Here is a 17,799-nt window from a genome sequence, read left to right as displayed (position 1 = left end):
ATTCCGGCCGTGCTTGCCAAGCGGTGGGTTGGCCGCGGACGATGGCCTCACTCTGATCCTTTTTTCATGGCTGCCGAACGTTCTTTCGTTGCGATCAAGCCCGATGGCGTGCAGCGGGGACTTGTGGGCGAGATCCTGGGTCGCTTTGAGCGCAAGGGGTTCAAGTTGGTCGGCCTGAAGCAGATCACCCCCAGCCGCGCCCTGGCTGAACAGCACTACGGCGTGCACAAGGAGCGCCCCTTCTTCGCTGGCCTGGTTGACTTCATTACCTCCGGCCCCGTGGTGGCGATGGTGTGGGAAGGGGACGGCGTGATCGCCAGTGCCCGCAAGTTAATCGGTGCCACCAAGCCCCTCGAGGCCGAGCCCGGCACCATTCGTGGCGACCTGGCCGTCAACATCGGTCGCAACGTGATCCACGGATCCGATGCGCCTGAAACGGCAGCCTTTGAGATCGGCCTGTGGTTCACCGCTGAGGAACTCAACGATTGGACCCCGGCGGATCAGACCTGGCGCGTCGAGGACTGACCTCTTCGCGGTTGATCAGAGCGAATAACGGACCTTGATGTGCAGACCATGCCCCAGGGTCCAATCGTTCCAGAGCCCTGGGTTGTCATCGGTGTTAAACGTATCAACCCAGCCGAGTTCAAATTGCCAGCGGCCATTGGTGTAACGACCTAGCAGGCCTCCGGAGCCAATGCTGTCCTCGAGAGTCACGCCGAGAACGTCGGTGTGGATGCCTCCGATACCAATGAAGGGCACCAGCTGCAAGGCTTGTTGGTCGCGTTTCCACGCGGTCCAGACCAGTTCGGTGCTGGCCAGCCAGCCGCTGTCGCCGCTCACCAGACTTCCCGGTAGACCGCGCAGGCCCACGTCACTGCCCAGGCTGAAGGCCATGCTGCTGGGGAGGGGAGCAAAGGCGTGCTGACCCGCGGCTCGTCCTCTCCAGACCAGATCCGGTGAAATCAGCCAGGACACATCCAGCAGTCCACCGATGGCGCGGGCCTCACCGATGTCAGTGCCCTGGAGCTTGAGGTTGTGGCGATGGCTGCCCTTCGTCACCCCGGCCAGGCCCTGCAGGAAATAGAGGTTGGCGTTCCAGCTGGAACGCGCCCGTTGGTGGCCGATGTTGGTGCTGAGTTTGAGATTTCCGCTCTTGAGGTAGCCATCCGGTCCGCCACCCAGCACCAGCGGGATGCTGTCTTCGCCTTCGAAGCTTGAGGTCCGATTGATGCTGATGCCGGTTGCAGCCGTCCAGCGCCAGGCATCGCTGTTCGTAATTTCTTGCTCAAACTGCAGAAGCCCCTGGGTGGTGCGGAAGTTGAAATCAAAGGCCGGCTTCCTGAATTCAACGAAGCGTCGGTAGCTGTAGCCGATCGATCCTGTGAGCGACAGGGTGTCGTTGAGTGGATAGCGATAGGTCAGGGAGGCGATCCCGGTGCCCAGTTCCAGTTGGCCATCGGCATCCAATTCGAAATAGACCAGGGCAAGATCGCCCCTTCTCATTAGATTCTGTTTGAGTAGGGTGGCGCTGCTTCTCCACTCACCACTTCCGACGTTGCCATTGTTGTCCAGGGCGATGTCTCCTTGCAGCGGAGACGGTGGCGAGGGGTCCACCGTGAGTTGGATCGCGGCACGGGACGGATCACTGCCCAAGCGCTTAATGCCACCACTGATCTGACCAAATCCGCTCTTTCTCAGGCTGACAAGAGCTTTCTTCAGAGTTGGCAAGTGGAGCACCTCGCCAATTAGTCCACTCAGCGCCTGTTCCGCTTTGACCTTCAGTGCTGGGTCTGGGCTGGTGACATTAACTTCACTGATTCTTCCCAGCACCACCTCAAGGCCACCAGGTTGAGGCTTCTGCAGCACATAAACCCGGCTATTGATATAGCCCTCGCTCAACAATTGAGCTGTCAGCTTTGCTGCACAGTTGTTTAGTGTTTTGGCCGCTGTTTCCCTGCGACAAGTTTTAAAGATGGTCGAAAGTTGCTCCTCGGTGAAGAAGGCATCTCCGACAACATTGGGTGCCCAAGATGTTGTCTTTGGCTTCAGATTGATTTCGTTTTTATTTGAGTCTAATCCGCTGTTGTCGTTGTCTGATTGCTCGAAGATAGGCTCATCTCCGGGTGAATTTCGTTGTTCAATGGTACTGCTGGGCAGACGTACTGGCCCGGGTTGCAGAGGGGGTGCAACCAGTTGGGCCAGGAGAAGCATCGAACTAGAGCCAATATTCATTGATTTTCACACCTGTTATCAGCTGGAAACACAATTTATGCTCAACACAGGATAATGCGTTACCGTTTGAAGGCCGTTGTATCTGCACGGATGGGGCCATGCATTCTTCGTCCGCTGTGGTGCGCCTGGGTGTAGGTCTTGTTCTTGGTTGCGGGCTGCTTCTCGCTGAGGGCTCTCCCGTCAATGCAGGGATTAGGTCAGAAGGAAAAAAGGGTTTATTCACGAAGGTAAATGGCAAGATCGACGGTTCTTGTGGATCAGGAGTTTGTAAAATTAGTGGTGGCATATCCGCAGGTAAGAATCTTTTTTACCGGTTCAGAAAGTTTGATACGCGTGGAAAGATTAAGGGTGTTGAGTTCGATTCAATCGGCAGAAAGAATGTCATCGTCGGTGTTACTTCTCCCAAGGGTTCATTTATTGATAAGTCAATAGGTTTGAGTTCTTCGGCAAGCCTGTTCTGGTTGTCGCCAGGTGGCATCCATCTAAGCCAGGGTGCCAGCTTCATCAATGTTCCAAGCCTTAACCTCAGTACGGCGAACACATTGCGCTTCGGCAATGGAAGCTTTGATGTGTTTCGCAGTCGTGCTTCTGATCTCACTGGCTTGTCAGGGCAGCCACTTCCGGGCGTGCTTGGCTTCCTTGTCGACCCGGATTCGGATCTGGCCGGAGGTGTCAACCGTTCAGGGATTCACCTCGATGGGATTGATGTGTCCATCGATGAATCGCTCTACATCGATGCTGTCGATGATTCTTTGACCGTTCGTTCAAGTGTTATATCGTTGGATTCGCCTCATAAGGTTGGTGGTTTCCTTACCCTAACGGGACAATCTATTGATGTGAGTGGTGTCACCCACTTGAGCGCCACCGGAGTCAAAGGTGGGGGTGTAATTCAGGTGGGTGGAAGTTGGCAGAACAGTGACCCTTCAGTTCGCCAAGCTACGACGAACACCGTCGGTTCTGACGTGGTGATTGATGCCTCGGCTGTTGAGGCTGGCAATGGTGGTGAGATTGTGATTTGGAGTGATATTAATGATCCTGTCTCAGTGACTGCTGTGGCTGGAAGTCTTCAGGCTCATGGGGGGGTAAATGGTGGCAATGGTGGTCATATTGAAACCTCTGGCTTTGATCTGGACATTGCAAATATGAAAATCAATGTTGGTTCTTTGTCTGAATTTAAAAATGGCGAATGGCTGCTTGATCCTTATGATTATACTTTAAATGACGTCAGTTCAATCAGTGCGGCTCTCTCTGAGGGGACTAATATAACCATCTCTACTTCGACTTCTTCCATTCCTTCTTTTGAATACGAAGATCTAAGCTCTGGCGAATATGTCACTACGTCGATTGGTGCGGATAATCCCAGTGACTCGAGCGGAGGATCTATTGTTCTCAATGATTCAATCATCGTTTCAGGGCCGGGTTCAGGTGATTTGACTCTGCAGGCCGATAAAAAGATTATTTTGAATTCTGATATCACCAATACGACTGGTTCGGGGAATCTCACGCTGCAATCGGCTGAGGGTATTGAGATGGGGTCTAGGGTTATTTCGGGTGAAGAGAATTACTCTGAGATATCTTGGGAGACAAGTGAATCAGGGTCGGTTAGATTAATATCCACTTCTTCGGGCGGCCTTTCTGGCTTGTCTTCAGAAAATCTAATTTATGTTTCACGTGGTTCGCTTGAGATTGATCAGGCTGGCGATTCGACTTTCCCCGGATTAATCAAAAATGTTTTCGCAAATACTGATTTGACAAAGTCTGGCTCAGGTCGACTGATTTTGTCGGGTGAAAATTCTTATGGTGGCATAACCTTGATTAAGGATGGAATACTGCAGATCACATCTTCTGATTCTCTTGGGTACGGATCGACCGTATTTCTTGATGGCGGAACGTTGTGGTTCTCGGTGGCAACGTCTGATGAAAGTAGTGACTTCCTGATTGGTACTGATGGTGGCGCGATCGGTGTGGACCTGGGCCAATCAGTCACCTTGGCTGGTGTTATTTCGGGGTCTGGAGCATTAACGAAGGAGGGATCTGGAACGCTGGAATTGTCGGGTGAGAATACTCATACTGGCGCGACGGAAGTGAATGCCGGAACATTGTTGGTGAGTGGAAGTCTTTCTGACGCGACGGCGGTGAGTGTGGAGCCAGGAGCTAGTTATGAACTTGGATCTGATGACACGGTTGGTTCTCTTTCTGGTGCTGGCTCAGTTTCATTGAACAGCTATCAGCTCGAAGCCGGAGGAGATAACACATCGACCACATTTGGTGGCGTGATCAGAGGTGTTGGTGGTTTTACGAAGCTTGGTACTGGTCAGCTGATTCTTTCGGGTGAGAACACCTACTCAGGTGCAACTACGGTCCAAAAAGGTTCTCTTTCCATTAAAGCACCGGCGAATACGTCTGGCCTGTTGTCTTCTACAGCTCTGATAGTTGAGTCGGGGTCGCTTTTTAAAGCCGAATCTGGTGGTAAAACCAATGTCGGCTCCCTCGCAGGAGCTGGAACGGTTGAGATTGTCTCGGCGAACGATGTTCTTGAGGTTGGAGCAAACAACTCTTCTACAATATTTAGCGGATTGATTACGGGTGCCGGCAGTTTGGCGAAAGTCGGTACGGGTACCTTGAATCTTACCAATGATGATAATGATTTTGGTTCTGTTCAAGGTGATCAGCAACCTGTTGTTTTGATTTCCGATGGTTCCCTGACTGTGGACTCTGACGGCGTATTGGGCACGGCTGTGGGTGATGTCTCCATTCTGGTTGAGAATAGTGCTGTCCTGGGATTCAAAGGTTCAACTACCCTTAACTCGGAGAGGGGTATTGAGTTTGGAGCTTCGGGCGGCAAAATTGAAGTTGATTCAGGATTCACCGTTGTTATTCCCTCCAGCATCAGTGGTGCTACGGACTTTGAAAAGTTAGGGGCAGGCACCCTGCAACTCACGGCGGCAAATCCTGCTTTCACGGGAACAACCACTGTTTCTGAGGGGAGACTCAATGTGACCAGTGCGAACCCCACAACGGCAACCTGCGCTAACTCGGCGTCATCCAATCTTTGTTCGTCGGGCTCTGACGGTCAATCTCCAACGCCGACGCCCGATGACACGGAGGCCTCCGCAACCCTCGCGGATTCGGGAGCGGATGAAAGCACTGTTTTGGAGGTGGTACAGCGCGTGGATGATCCCAGCATCACCACGGTGGTGACCTCGGATGATGAGGCAGCGGCGACACTGTCTCCAGCTGCCTCATCTGGCACTGAGTCCGGCTCCAGCTCCGCTACCGATGTGGCGTCCGGTTCCGGATCGTCGTCATCCATTCCAGTCAGCTTGTCTGCCGATGGTGTTGTCGTTGAGCTCGCCATGGAGTCGTCGTTCTCGATGAACAGTCCCGGCGATGACGCTTCGTCCTCGGCTGTTCCTGCTACGACCATTGCTGGGGATGGAAGCGGTGAGGTGTCCGCTGCCACAGGGACGGAGTCTGCGAATACAGAGTCATCCATAGATTCATCTTCTGATGCATCAGCCGAGGTCGGTGATGAGGTTGCTGCTGATAATCAGGAGCCCCAGTCCGACGGCGATGAGGTCGCTGCTGATACTCAGGAGCCCCAGTCCGACGGCGTTGGTGCTGACGATGGGGAGGCAGAAAGCTCCAAAGATGCAGGCGATGCGTCAGGTGCGATCACTCCTGACTCCGATCAGCCGCGATCGCCGGCTGTTGCGGTCATTCGGGTCAGCGCTGATCAAGCCTCGTTAAATCTGCAGAACGGTGATGCCGTGTCCACGCAACGGGCCGTCCGGGGGCTGAATCTGCCTGAGTTGTCCGGACGTTCGACACCCAGTGTGCAAGTCATCTCCGGCTTTCTCCAACAGCTCAGACAGTTGGTGGCGAATCCTTGATGATCTGCTGGAGTCTTTTGTGTCCTGTATTTATTCCTATTAATGGTCTTGATCAACATCCGCAAATCTATTGATTCCAGTGCCTTGCGGCGTTTTGTCTGTCGCCAGCGCCGTATGTATCAGTCTTTTCTTTTAGTGTTTGTGGCTGTGAGTTTTCCATTGGCGCCGGTCTCTGCGCAGCGCGCATCTTTCGATCCGAGTCGATACAATCCGGCAGTTTTACATATTCGTTTCACTCCTGCGAAAGGAAGGACTACGTCGGCTCGATCTGATGCCTTTTTAGATATGACGTTGATCTCTGCTGGGGGGGTCGTGGAAGGTGTCCGTGCTGAGTTGTCTTCAGCGGAATTCCGGCGACAACTCACCACCTTGTATCAACAATTATCGCGCCTCGAGTCGCTCGATACTGATGATCCCTCGTCACCATCCCGTCAGCTGCATGAGCTCTTGTTTGGTGAGATTGGGCATGTTATTGAGCGTGAAAAAGTCTCAACCCTATTGATTTCTGCAGACCGCGGTTTGCAAGCGCTTCCATTTGCTGCATTGAGTGATGGAAAACGCTTTTTTGGTGAACGCTTTGCATTTTCGATCACGCCGTCACTAGCCTTGATGGATTTTGACTTGCAACCACTCCAACAGGATAAGGATCGGTTGTTAGCGCTTGGGGCGTCGAGATTCAAAGGTTTAGTGGATTTGCCATTGGTGCCTCAAGAAACCAAAAGGATCGGAGATCCTCTCAAGAAAGATCTTTTTCTTGATCAAGAATTTACCTTGAGTACTTTGATCAATAAGGGCGCTGACCCTCGTTACGATCGGCTCCATATTGCTACTCACGCAGAATTCACTCCAGGCGGTCCCTCTTCGTCACGTCTTTATTCAGGTGTCGGACCAGTTTCGATGCAGGAGCTTGCCAACTTACGCAAAATGCGCCGGGGAATTCCGCTCGATTTGGTTGTCTTCAGTGCTTGCCGGACTGCTTTGGGGGATGAGGATGCTGAACTAGGTTTTAGTGGACTTGCTTTGCAGGCTGGCGCGCGTAGTGCTGTGGGGACACTTTGGTATGTAGACGACGTTTCTACATCGGCGTATTTCGTTCTTATGTATAGCTTTCTGCAAAAGGGTGTTCCGAAAGCAAATGCTATGCAGCTCACGCGTCAGGCTTTCTTGCGCGGTGATGTACGGCTTGTTGGGGATCAAGTGCAGGGGCCTGATGGTCAGCCGTTGCTGACTGAGCTCACGTCAGCTCAGCAACGTCGAGTTTCTAATGGCCTTGAAAATCCTTTTTATTGGGCTGGAATCACATTGATGGGTTCTCCGTAGTAACGGATCTATGAAGTCATTTCAAATCTGCTCCAGCTGAACCCTTGAATTAGGCTGAGAATCTGGGGATTCATCTTTTCACCCCTAACACCTCTGGCCGTGAGATCAGCCGTGATTGCAGCGAGGAGCACGCCATTGCGGTGATGGCCGCAAGCCAGCCATAGGCCGGCTATCGGGCCGGGGCCGAGTAGGGGCCCTTCGTCCGGCGTGCAAGGCCGGAACCCCCACCAACGCTCCATCGGGGGCCAGTTTGTCGCCGTTGGCAACAAACTGGCGATGCCTTTCTGCAGTTCTTTCTGGCCATCGGGCGTGAGGCCTTCAGCAAATTCGGCGTCCCGTTCGCTAGTCGCCCCCACCACAATCAATCCGTCTTCGCGCGGAACAAGATATGTACCGGGGCCGAAGATCACTCGCTTGAGAGCCTCCCGTGGACCCTGCAGCGACAGCATCTGCCCCTTGACAGGGAACACGGGCAGTTGCGGCACCAGTTGTTGGCTCCAGGCGCCACTGCAGAGCACCGCCTGCCGGCAGCCCAGTTGCTGATGTTCCCCTTCTGCGCTGCGCAGATGGATTCCGCAGAGCTGTCCATCGTCATCATCGATCAGATCAAGCACCTCAGCCCCTTCCATGAACTGCACGCCCAGGGACACGCAGGCGCGCTCCAGGGCCCGCATCAATTGCCTGCGGTTGTCGATCTGGCCGTCCTGCTCGAACAACAGCCCGGTGCTCCACTCCGGCCCCAAGCCTGGGATTTCCCGCTCCAGCCCTGTGCGGTCCAAGGCCAGCCCGAGGCTGGCGGTGGGGTAGTTGTCCCGTTCGGTCGCCGTTCGGAATGGCACCACGATGCCGCTGGTGCGCAGGCCGCAGCTCAGCCCGCTGTCAGCCTCGATCTGTGCCACCCAGCGAGGGATCCGCTCCAGGCTGGCTTGGCCCAGCTTCAACAACGGGCCGCTCAGGCCTTCGGCATGGGGCGCCAGCATGCCGGCAGCCACAAACCCTGCCGCTTCGCTGCGGCGGCGGCTGATCACGGTCACGCCTTCTCCGCGACGGGCCAGCTGATGGGCCACGGCCAGGCCCATCAAGCCCCCCCCCAGCACAAGCGTTGCTGGATTGTCTGCAGGGGTCATGGCTGGCTTAGGTCTCCAGGCGTGGTGGTGCAGCGTCCTTCAGCAGATGCTCCAGCTGGCCGGCCGCTTGTTGCATGCTGTCAGGCCCTCGGCGCAGCATGCCGCTGATGCGCGTCAGTGCTGACGTATCGCCACGAGCCGCGGCGTCAATGCCGTCCAGCAACTGGTTGATCATCTGATTGCTGTTCCGGCAGCGCTCACTGCTGATCAGAAGCATTTCAGCAGCCAGTTCGGCGTCAAAAAGGATCGAGCTCTGCAGAGCCTGACGCGAAAACCGCAGGATTTCCGTTGTTGCATCCAGCACCCGAACACTCGCGCTGTGGCGGGCCTCTCCGATGCCAAACAGGGCCATTTCCCCGAGCACGGCTCCCTTACCTAGTTCAGCAATGGTTCGGGATGCATTCCCCTCCTGTTGGATTTCGATGGCAAGACTGCCTTGCTGCACCAGCAAGAGCGAGTCGGCGACGTCACCCTGTTCAATAAGAACGTCATTGAGTCGAGGGTGCAGAAGTTCCGGTTCAAGCTGGTTCAAGTGGGCTCGAAGCAGGCTCTGCAGCCTGCGGTTGATTGGTCTTTGTTCCTCCTCTGCAGGATCCATGCCGTTCGGACCAAAGTCACTATTTTCTCATCCGTTTTCAGTCAGTGATCGCCAAAACAGACAGCATGGATGAGTAGCGGGTAAGTGATCGTTCAGTCGGAAGTTCAGATGCGCTAACAGTCGGACTGGCTGGGATCCGGATTGATGCGTTTGGCCAATTCCCGCAGCAGGCCGCGGTTGAACTGGGGTGATCGCTGCAGCAGATCCTCGAAGGCTTCGCTAGGGACCTCGAATAACGCCACCCCTTGCGGACCCGCCACGACCGTGGCGGAGCGTGGTTGCCCGGTGATCACCCCCATCTCACCGATGGTTTCCGCCGATCCCACTGCAATGGTGCACTCCCCCGAGACGACCTCCACGCTGTGGTCCACCACGATCGCGAGGAAGCTACTTTCTTCCCCCTTGCGAATCACTACATCGCCTGAGGCATAGCAACGCAGGTCGCCCTGTTTTGCCAGCCAGAGGAAATCGTCTGGGGTCAGGTCACTGAACAGCTCCGAGTCGAGCAGCGGTGCGCAGGCATCCACCAGTGCCGAGTTCTGGCCCTGAATCTGCTCCTCCAGAAAGGCCGAGCGTTCGCGATCGACTCGGGCCTGGCGCGTCAACCGTTCGGCGTGGGTAGCCCCCCGCTGACGTTCCACCATTAGGGCCCAACCGGCTGTGGAGGCTGAGGGGTCCTGCCAGAGCAGATCCATCGCTTCGTCTCGGTTCCAGGTTCCCTCGCTCGCCGCAACCAGAGGGGGATGCTGAGCTGCTGCCCAGGCCGGTTCAAGCTCAGCGGTGACCAGCTCCAGCTGCCGCCGCAGCACCTGGGCCAGGGGTCGGAGCAAGGGTTCGCGTCCACTGGCCTCCTGTAGGCCCCGTTGCAGGGTGTGGAGGTGCTGCCAGTCCTGATGCAGGGCCTGCAGCCGCTGCTGTTCCCGGTCGCTGGCCGGGCCAAAGCTGACCAGGCAGCTCTCCCAGGCGTCATCGCTGAGGCCGCTGCTCTGGCGCAGGCGATCCAGCGCCGTCTCGGTGCTGGCGGAGAGGCCGTTTCGATCGATCACCGCCAGACCACTCATTCGCATCAACTCCTCAATTTTTTCCCGTGCGGCGGCACATCGCAGCTCGCTTGCCTCCTGCTCCAGCAGGCTGCCGGCCAGCCCTGGACCCGCGCTGCGTTGCAGCAAGGCCAGCACCGCATGGTGGTCTTCGCGGCTCAGGTTCAGGCTGTTGCGCAGATCATCCAGTTCCACCAAGGCGCTCGCCTGAGACATCCGCCCTGTCTCAAACATGTCGCGCATCACGTCGCTGTAGATGCGTCGCGCGTTGTGATCGCCGATGGCCGGAATGGCCTTCACCAGGGTGAACACCTCCTCCGGTTGGAGAGCCTCCAGGGGGCGTCCGTCGAGGGCCTTCTCCAGCCCAGGCATGGCCTGGAGCTGACGCCGCAGGCTGGTGCTGCTGTTCTCGCGGCGGTAGGTGCCCTGGGTGCGCGACCAGCTGCGCGCCAGCCCCAGGCCGGTGATGAGCAGCAGCGCTGAGCGCAGCAGATGGTGGCCCGTGACCCCGAAGAGCCCCTGCAGGGGATTGGCGAACCAGAAGAACAGATTGATGGCGATCCAACTCCACAGCAACCGCACGTGCTGGCGGGCGCGCTGCTCCGGTTCAGGGCGACGGCTGCGCCGGTAGCGCTGGCTCAGAAGGACCTCCGCACGGCGATGCAGCCAGGCGGAGGCGAATCCCGCGGTGCTGAGCAGCACGGGAACGGCGATCAAGCGCGGAATGTTGAGCCCTGCCGCGATCGGCAGCAGCGCTGTATCGGCCGATCCGCTGCCGTCCATCTCCAGCAGAAGGAAAAACGCAAGGATCAGCCCGGGGTAGGAGCCCCAGGCCCAGTCCAGGCCGCGTTTGCCTTGCAGGTTGCTCCAGAAGGAACGTTCGGCATCGATGTCGATGCAGGCGCTCTGGCAGGCCACGCAGGCGCTTTGTTCGCGTCCGTCCGACGACAGCGTGCGGCACATCGATTGGGTGATGCGCGAGCTGGTGTTGAGGTGGGCGCTTTGCCCCAATGGGCCGCGCAGGCCTGTCAGCACCTGTTGCACCGGCCCCATCGGGCAGACGTACTGGCACCAGGCCTTGCCTCCGAAGGCCCAGCCCACGGCCAGGGCGGCCGCCACGGTGCCCAGGAGCAGCACCGCCAGCGGGACCGCACTGTTGTTCACAGCCAGCAGCCGCAGGCACAGCCCCGCGATCAGTAGCGTCCATTGCAACTGAACGTGGTGCTGCCCCAGCCAGGAGTCGGCGCGGATCTTCACCACATCCAAGCGGCCGTTGGCGCTGCGGGTCCGCCTCTGGCGATTCAGGGCCCGGGCCAGCTGCGAGATGAAGGCCAGGGGACAGATGCGACGCCAGAGCTCATGGCTCACAGCAGCGATGACCAGCAAGCCGCCGGGCACAACGCTGCCCCAGAACAAACCATTGCCGTTCAGGCCAGCTGCCGGCACCAGCAGCGACAGGATCAAACCGACCCAGCCGATCAGCAGCAGCCAACGCACCCGCCGCATCGTGCGTTCCGGCCACTGCCAGAGTTCCTGCATCACAAGAGGTCAGCTCCATCTACTTTGACGAACTCCTGAGATTTGGCTTTGGATGCGGGGGTGAATGCCATTCCATAGGATCCCGGAATCTGCTTCACATCACGGGCGCATGGCCGACGCAGCAACCCAACCGGCCTGGGAGGCCGTGATCGGTCTCGAGACCCACGTGCAGCTGGGTACGGACAGCAAAATTTTCACGGCAGCGTCCACCACATTTGGTGATGACCCCAACACCCACATCGACCCGGTGGTGTGCGGTCTGCCCGGCACATTGCCGGTGCTGAACCAGAAGGTGCTCGAGTATGCGGTCAAGGCCGCGATGGCGCTGAATCTCAACATCGCTGAGCACAGCAAGTTCGACCGCAAGCAGTACTTCTATCCCGATCTCCCGAAGAACTATCAGATCTCCCAGTACGACCAGCCGATCGCCGAGGAAGGCTGGATCGAGGTGGAGGTCGCTGAAAAAGGCAAGGACACTTACCTGAAGACCATCGGCATCGAACGACTGCACATGGAGGAGGACGCCGGCAAGTTGGTGCATGCCGGCAGCGACCGCCTTGCGGGTTCCACCCATTCGCTCGTGGACTACAACCGGGCCGGTGTGGCCTTGGCGGAAATCGTCAGTAAGCCGGACCTGCGCACCGGCCGTGAAGCGGCGGAGTACGCCTCGGAGATCCGCCGGATCATGCGTTACCTGGGGGTGAGTGACGGCAACATGCAGGAGGGATCCCTGCGTTGCGACGTCAACATCTCCGTGCGACGGGGGCCGGATGCGCCCTTCGGCACGAAGGTGGAGATCAAGAACATGAACTCGTTCTCGGCCATCCAAAAGGCCTGCGAGTACGAGATCAAGCGTCAGATCAAGGCCTACGAAACCGGTGAGCCGATCGTTCAGGAGACCCGCCTCTGGGATGAGGGCAAGCAGCTCACCAAGAGCATGCGCAGCAAGGAAGGCGCCAGCGATTACCGCTACTTCCCGGATCCTGACCTCGGCCCGATTGAGGTGAGCGCGGATCAGCGGGAGTCCTGGCGCGCTGAATTGCCGGAGCTGCCGGCCGCCAAGCGGCATCGCTATGCCGATGATCTGGGCCTCTCCCAGTACGACGCACGGGTGCTCACCGATGAGCGGCCGATGGCCGACTACTTCGAGGCGGTTGTGGGGGCTGGCGCTGACGCCAAGCTTGCGGCCAACTGGATCACCGGCGACATCGCTGCCCACGTGAACAGCAACCGGCTCAGCTATGCCGAACTGCCCTTCCGGCCTGAGCAGTTGGCCGAAATGGTGCAACTGATCGACGGCGGCAAGATCAGCGGCAAGATCGCCAAGGAGATTCTTCCTGAGCTGCTCGAGAAAGGCGGCTCACCCAAGGCGATCGTCGATGAGCGCGGTCTCGGCATGATCAGCGATCCGGCGGCGATCGAAGCCATCGTTGATGAGCTGTTGGGGGCCCATCCCGATGAGGTGGAGGCTTTCCGCGGTGGCAAGACCAAGCTGCAGGGCTTCTTCGTCGGACAGTTGATGAAGAAGACCGGCGGTAAGGCGGATCCCAAGCTGGCCAACCAGATTCTGAGCAAGAAACTCAAGGGTTGATGAGCAAAGCGGCAGCCATTCCCGACGCCTGGAAGGAGTGGCTGCTGCAGAACCGGGACCGCGGTTGTGATCCTGAGGGGCTGATGCAGCGGGCCTTGGATCAGGGGTTTGCTCGAGAGGCGATTGCGGCCGTTCTTGAGTCCACATCCCATGTGTCAACGTTCATGGGTGCACCCACGCCCGATTGGCTCGCCTGGTTCGAGGCACCCCTTACCCGGCAAAAGCACCGGCCTCGCGCCTGGCGCTTGGATACCTCACTCGCCCAGGTGTACGAGCTACCGGCTCTGCTCAGCCACGAGGAATGCCAGCAGGTGATCGACGCCATCAATGCGTCACTGCAGCCGTCGACGGTGACCCGCGGCAGCAGCGATTACCGCACCAGTCGCACCTGTCATTTGCGCCAGAACAATCCCCAGCTGGCAGCGAGCCTGGATCAGCGCTTTGCAGCTTTGTTTGGTGTGGATCCGCGCCTCTCGGAACCGATTCAGGGGCAGCGCTACGACCCCGGCGAATACTTCAAGGAACACACGGATTGGTTTACGCCGGGGACGGAGGAATACGCCACCCACACCGACAGTGGCGGGCAACGCACGTGGACGGTGATGGTTTATCTCAACCCTGTGGAGCGGGGTGGAGAGACGTTGTTCCGCCGCTTGGGGCGCTCGTTCACGCCTGTGCCTGGAATGGCGTTGGCCTGGAACAACCTCCAGGCCGATGGCACTCCCAACCCCTTCACGCTGCATGAGGCCTTACCGGTGCAGGCGGGCCACAAATGGGTGATCACCAAGTGGTTCCGTGCCGACTTCGGCCGGAACGGATGATCAATTGAACAATTCGCCCTCGTTGGATCCAGCCTCGATCGCTTGATGCAGCTCCTGAATCACTGACTTTCCATCGGGGGAAACCAGCACCATCGATTCGACCGTGGCGGGAAGCCCCAGCACTTCCCAGCCTGGAGGACCTCCCTGGAACTTGAATTCGAAGCCGTTGCCATCCTGTTGGGCCAGGCAGGGGTTGTTGGTCGGGTTTTTAAACATGCAGCTGGCGGGGTGATACAGGCGCAGCCCTCCATTCGCTGCGGCGGCACTGCTGCGTGCAAGGTTGATGGCGCGTTTGGGCGCCAGCGGGTCCTCTTGCGCCATTGCAGGGGAGGTCAACATCAGTCCCCCAGAGATCAGGGATAGCCAGGCCAGTGATGCCAAATGCATGGGTCGTTGTTGCGCTCAGCTGCATTGTGGACAAGAAGGGGTGATGTCTTGAACCCCGGTCAATTGTTCTGAGCTTGGTTCAGCAGACCCAAGGCTTGGGCTTGCCATGCGCCGGGTTGGCCTCGATTGGCAAGAACGTGATCTGCCAAGCCACGTTTGCGGCTCAGGGGCCATTGGGCGGCAATGCGGGCTTGAGCGGCGTCCGGGCTCAGCCCGTCCCGTTCGATCAAGCGCTCGAGCTGCTGGGATGCATCGCAGTCGACCAGCCAGATTTCGCTGCAGAGCGACTCCAGCCCCGCTTCGAATAACAGCGGAATCATCAGCACAACGGCTGGTGCCTTGGCATGGAGGCTGAGTGCTTGGTCGAAGCGCTCCCGCACGATCGGGTGAACCAGTTGCTCGAGCCACCGCCGTTCCGCGGGGTCCTGGAACACGATCTGACCCAGGGCAGCGCGATCGATGGCTGCGCCCCCTTCAGCCTGGACTCCAGCGCCGTACCGCTGGATCACGCTGGTCGTGGCCTGGCGACCGGGTTCGAGGGCCTCGCGGGCGAATTGATCCGCATCCAACACCGGCAGACCTTGCTGAGCCAACCAATGGCCCACGCTGCTCTTGCCGCTTGCAATCCCGCCCGTGAGTCCGATGCGTCGTTGCGAGAACGGCTCGCCAGGCGCCATGGTGTCGGAGCAGGATGCACCCAGTGTCTCGCGGCGGATCAGCGGTGGCGATGGCTTCTTCTTGGCAACCGATCCAGGGTGGTGTGACGGCACCGAATGGGTTCCAGGCCGCTGGCATCGTGGCCGGTCTCAAGCCCTCGGGTAAGCCTGATCTGGCGCTGGTGTTGGCACCGGACACGGCCGTTTGTGCGGGCACCTTCACCACCTCCGTGGTGCGGGCGGCCTGTGTTGACCTCTGCCGTGATCGCCTCGTCAGTACTGCAGGCCAGGCCCGTGCCGTGTTGATCAACTCCGGTCAGGCCAATGCCTGCACCGGCGATCGCGCTCTGGTCGACAGTCAGCGCGCCACCCAGGTGCTGGCCGATCAGCTTGGCGTCGATGCGGAGTCGGTGTTGATCTGCTCCACCGGAGTGATTGGTGTGCCGATTCCGATGCCCACCCTTTTGGCTGGGTTGGCTCCTTTGGTGGAGGCCTTGGATGACGCGGGTGGTGATGCTGCAGCCAACGCCATCCTCACCACCGATCTGGTGGACAAGCAGGTGGCTCTTGAACTGGAACTGGAGGGGCGCCGGGTGCGCATTGGAGGGATGGCCAAAGGCTCGGGAATGATTCATCCCGACATGGCCACAATGCTTGGCTTTTTCAGTTGTGATGCCGGCGTCGATGCCGGCGTTTGGCAGGGGATGGTGCGACGTGCGGTGCAGCGTTCCTTCAACGCCATCACCGTGGATGGAGACACCAGCACCAACGACACTGTGCTGGCCTTTGCGGCAGGCCCACCGCTGGGCCAACAACACCATGCCGTTCTGGAACAGGGCCTTACCCAGGCCATGCAACAGCTGGCCCAGGCCATTGCCCGGGATGGCGAAGGGGCGACTTGCTTAATCGAAGTGCAGGTGGAGGGTGCCGTTGATGAGGCCGCGGCCTTGCAGGTGGCGCGCACGGTCTGTGGCTCGTCTCTGGTGAAGACAGCGGTCCATGGCCGGGATCCGAACTGGGGGCGGATCGTGGCGGCCGCCGGTCGCTCTGGTGTGTCCTTCGATCCGGATGCGGTTGCTCTTTGGATTGGTCCTCATCAATTGATGGCGGCTGGTCAACCCGTGGCCTTTGATCGCGCTGCAGCCAGCAACGTTCTGCGGCAGGAGCATGTCCCGATTCGCCTCGGCCTGGGGCATGGTTCCGGCTTTGGTCAGGCCTGGGGATGTGACCTTTCGGATCAATATGTGCGCATCAACGCCGATTACACGACTTAAGCGTCGAAACGCGTACGCACACTAGTCAAGTTGGGGGTACGTGAACAGTGGGCTCATTTTGTTCACAATTAAATCATGTGGCAAATCCATTGATCTTAATAAATCAGGCTAGGAAAGGATTATTAATTGCAGCTCTGTTATGTTCAATAAATAGAGCCCAAGCCCTTTTGGTGATGGAGGCTGGGCTAGTGGTTTCAGCTTGAGTACTTATATAATTGATTTAATTCCTTCATCGAAATCTGTTCTTCTGCGCTCCCCGTTAAGCGTCAGAACCATATTTTTAGCCAAAATATCTTCAGCATCTTCTACTGATATGAGGCTATAACCGTGCCACTCCATTAATTCCATGGATTCCTCAAGAATTGAATTAATTTGCAAAATACCCTTGTCGCGCAAAAACTTTAAATGCTTTGGTAACATGTTAGAAATCTCGCTAATATTTGAGTTCTTCTTGCCTTTGATCAATGATGTCTGTACGTTATCTCCTAAGTGGTCTACATTAAATAATTCAAGTAATTTGATAGGGTTATTGCAAAAATCTTCGTAATTAATACGCAATTTGTTCGCACCATGAGCCTCGATATTATTTTTTTGAATCAAAGCGGCCTTTATCCATGTTTTTGCAACAACAGGAATTATGTCATTAAATTTTAAGAGCGTGTGGTCATAGGTCATTCCACGCCATTTAAATATCTTGCCATTTCTTGCGGAAAAATAGTTGTAAATGCATGATGCAATGAATGAATAAGGTGAAGATATGGAAAATATATATTGCCGGTCTTCAAATGAATCAAGTATTGAAGATACTCGCATTATATTAGGGGGACTGCATTCTATAAAGCATGACTTATTTTGATCAATCGCAAGCTTATCCCACTCTTTTTTTATGAATTGCCAGTCAAAAATAGAACTGGAATCCCAGGGTTTATTGCGCATTATTTTTTTTACCGATGGCACCATCTGTCCTTCGCAATTGCCAAAAGGTGGCAAGTATGAATCCCTTGTATGTGCCGCTAAATATTGACTCATTATTGTGGTTCCAGAATTATTCGGGGAGAAGATGAATTTGTAATGCACCTAGAGACTACGCGCCTTGGCCAAGTATACGGTGAAATTAAATCCTTTACTGATGCCATCTTTTAAAGTCATTATTATGTCTAGTGCTCTAGATTAATTGATTTTGCTTTTATAATCAGTTGGTATCTATTTTGAGCAAATAGCGCTGCAATAGCCTAAGAGCATAATGTATTTTTAGTTTTAGGGATCGACTAGCGCTCCCATCCAAAAATGCTTGAGGGGCGATATATTAGATGCGAGTATT

At 56.8% G+C, this 17,799-nt stretch carries 13 protein-coding genes; 6 read left to right on the top strand and 7 right to left on the bottom strand.

What is annotated here, in order from left to right; all coding sequences use genetic code 11:
- Nucleotides 1–66: 66 nt before the first annotated feature.
- Nucleotides 67–525, top strand: coding sequence for a nucleoside-diphosphate kinase (ndk, locus tag SynRS9907_RS13110; RefSeq protein ID WP_188021320.1), 459 nt, complete (start codon nt 67–69; stop codon nt 523–525).
- 15 nt (nt 526–540) lie between these two features.
- On the opposite strand, the gene SynRS9907_RS13105 is transcribed toward ndk, so the two are convergent.
- A complete protein-coding gene (locus SynRS9907_RS13105) occupies nt 541–1,899 on the bottom strand; it encodes a ShlB/FhaC/HecB family hemolysin secretion/activation protein (protein ID WP_188021319.1) in 1,359 nt (452 codons plus the stop codon).
- A gap of 431 nt (nt 1,900–2,330) precedes the next feature.
- On the opposite strand from SynRS9907_RS13105, the gene SynRS9907_RS13100 reads away from it, so the two are divergent.
- The gene (locus SynRS9907_RS13100; RefSeq protein ID WP_188021318.1) at nt 2,331–6,125 is read left to right on the top strand and encodes an autotransporter-associated beta strand repeat-containing protein; all 3,795 of its coding nucleotides are present in this window, start codon (nt 2,331–2,333) and stop codon (nt 6,123–6,125) included.
- A gap of 48 nt (nt 6,126–6,173) precedes the next feature.
- Nucleotides 6,174–7,445, top strand: a complete 1,272-nt coding sequence (locus tag SynRS9907_RS13095) for a CHAT domain-containing protein (RefSeq protein ID WP_188021317.1) — start codon at nt 6,174–6,176, stop codon at nt 7,443–7,445.
- Between the two features lie 8 nt (nt 7,446–7,453).
- Here SynRS9907_RS13095 and thiO read toward each other — a convergent pair whose 3' ends face one another.
- The 3 genes from thiO to SynRS9907_RS13080 form a co-directional block, all read right to left on the bottom strand.
- On the bottom strand, nt 7,454–8,572 hold the full coding sequence (gene thiO / locus SynRS9907_RS13090) for a glycine oxidase ThiO (protein WP_188021316.1): 1,119 nt from the start codon (nt 8,570–8,572) through the stop codon (nt 7,454–7,456).
- A 7-nt stretch (nt 8,573–8,579) separates the two neighbouring features.
- Nucleotides 8,580–9,104: a cyclic nucleotide-binding domain-containing protein gene (locus SynRS9907_RS13085; protein WP_188021315.1), complete on the bottom strand. Its 525-nt coding sequence runs from the start codon at nt 9,102–9,104 to the stop codon at nt 8,580–8,582.
- Between the two features lie 179 nt (nt 9,105–9,283).
- Entirely contained in the window at nt 9,284–11,749 is a 2,466-nt protein-coding gene (locus tag SynRS9907_RS13080; protein WP_188021314.1) for a cyclic nucleotide-binding domain-containing protein, read from the bottom strand.
- Nucleotides 11,750–11,858: 109 nt separating this feature from the next.
- Here SynRS9907_RS13080 and gatB point away from each other — a divergent pair, with 109 nt between their 5' ends.
- On the top strand, nt 11,859–13,340 hold the full coding sequence (gene gatB, locus SynRS9907_RS13075) for an Asp-tRNA(Asn)/Glu-tRNA(Gln) amidotransferase subunit GatB (protein ID WP_188021313.1): 1,482 nt from the start codon (nt 11,859–11,861) through the stop codon (nt 13,338–13,340).
- Nucleotides 13,340–14,161: a 2OG-Fe(II) oxygenase gene (locus SynRS9907_RS13070; RefSeq protein WP_188021312.1), complete on the top strand. Its 822-nt coding sequence runs from the start codon at nt 13,340–13,342 to the stop codon at nt 14,159–14,161. Before gatB ends, SynRS9907_RS13070 begins: the two co-directional genes overlap by 1 nt.
- Here SynRS9907_RS13070 and SynRS9907_RS13065 read toward each other — a convergent pair whose 3' ends face one another.
- Both SynRS9907_RS13065 and coaE read right to left on the bottom strand, forming a co-directional pair.
- Nucleotides 14,162–14,500, bottom strand: coding sequence for a transcriptional regulator (locus SynRS9907_RS13065; protein ID WP_188021311.1), 339 nt, complete (start codon nt 14,498–14,500; stop codon nt 14,162–14,164).
- Nucleotides 14,501–14,607: 107 nt separating this feature from the next.
- Nucleotides 14,608–15,225: a dephospho-CoA kinase gene (coaE, locus tag SynRS9907_RS13060; RefSeq protein ID WP_188021310.1), complete on the bottom strand. Its 618-nt coding sequence runs from the start codon at nt 15,223–15,225 to the stop codon at nt 14,608–14,610.
- A 50-nt stretch (nt 15,226–15,275) separates the two neighbouring features.
- Here coaE and argJ point away from each other — a divergent pair, with 50 nt between their 5' ends.
- The gene (gene argJ, locus SynRS9907_RS13055; RefSeq protein WP_188021309.1) at nt 15,276–16,478 is read left to right on the top strand and encodes a bifunctional glutamate N-acetyltransferase/amino-acid acetyltransferase ArgJ; all 1,203 of its coding nucleotides are present in this window, start codon (nt 15,276–15,278) and stop codon (nt 16,476–16,478) included.
- A 207-nt stretch (nt 16,479–16,685) separates the two neighbouring features.
- Here argJ and SynRS9907_RS13050 read toward each other — a convergent pair whose 3' ends face one another.
- Entirely contained in the window at nt 16,686–17,507 is an 822-nt protein-coding gene (locus SynRS9907_RS13050) for a hypothetical protein (protein WP_188021308.1), read from the bottom strand.
- Nucleotides 17,508–17,799: the final 292 nt, after the last annotated feature.

It is taken from the genome of Synechococcus sp. RS9907, from assembly GCF_014279615.1.
GTDB lineage: Bacteria > Cyanobacteriota > Cyanobacteriia > PCC-6307 > Cyanobiaceae > Parasynechococcus.
Note: the sequence above shows the minus strand (reverse complement) of the source record. Positions and strands in the feature narration are given on the sequence as shown.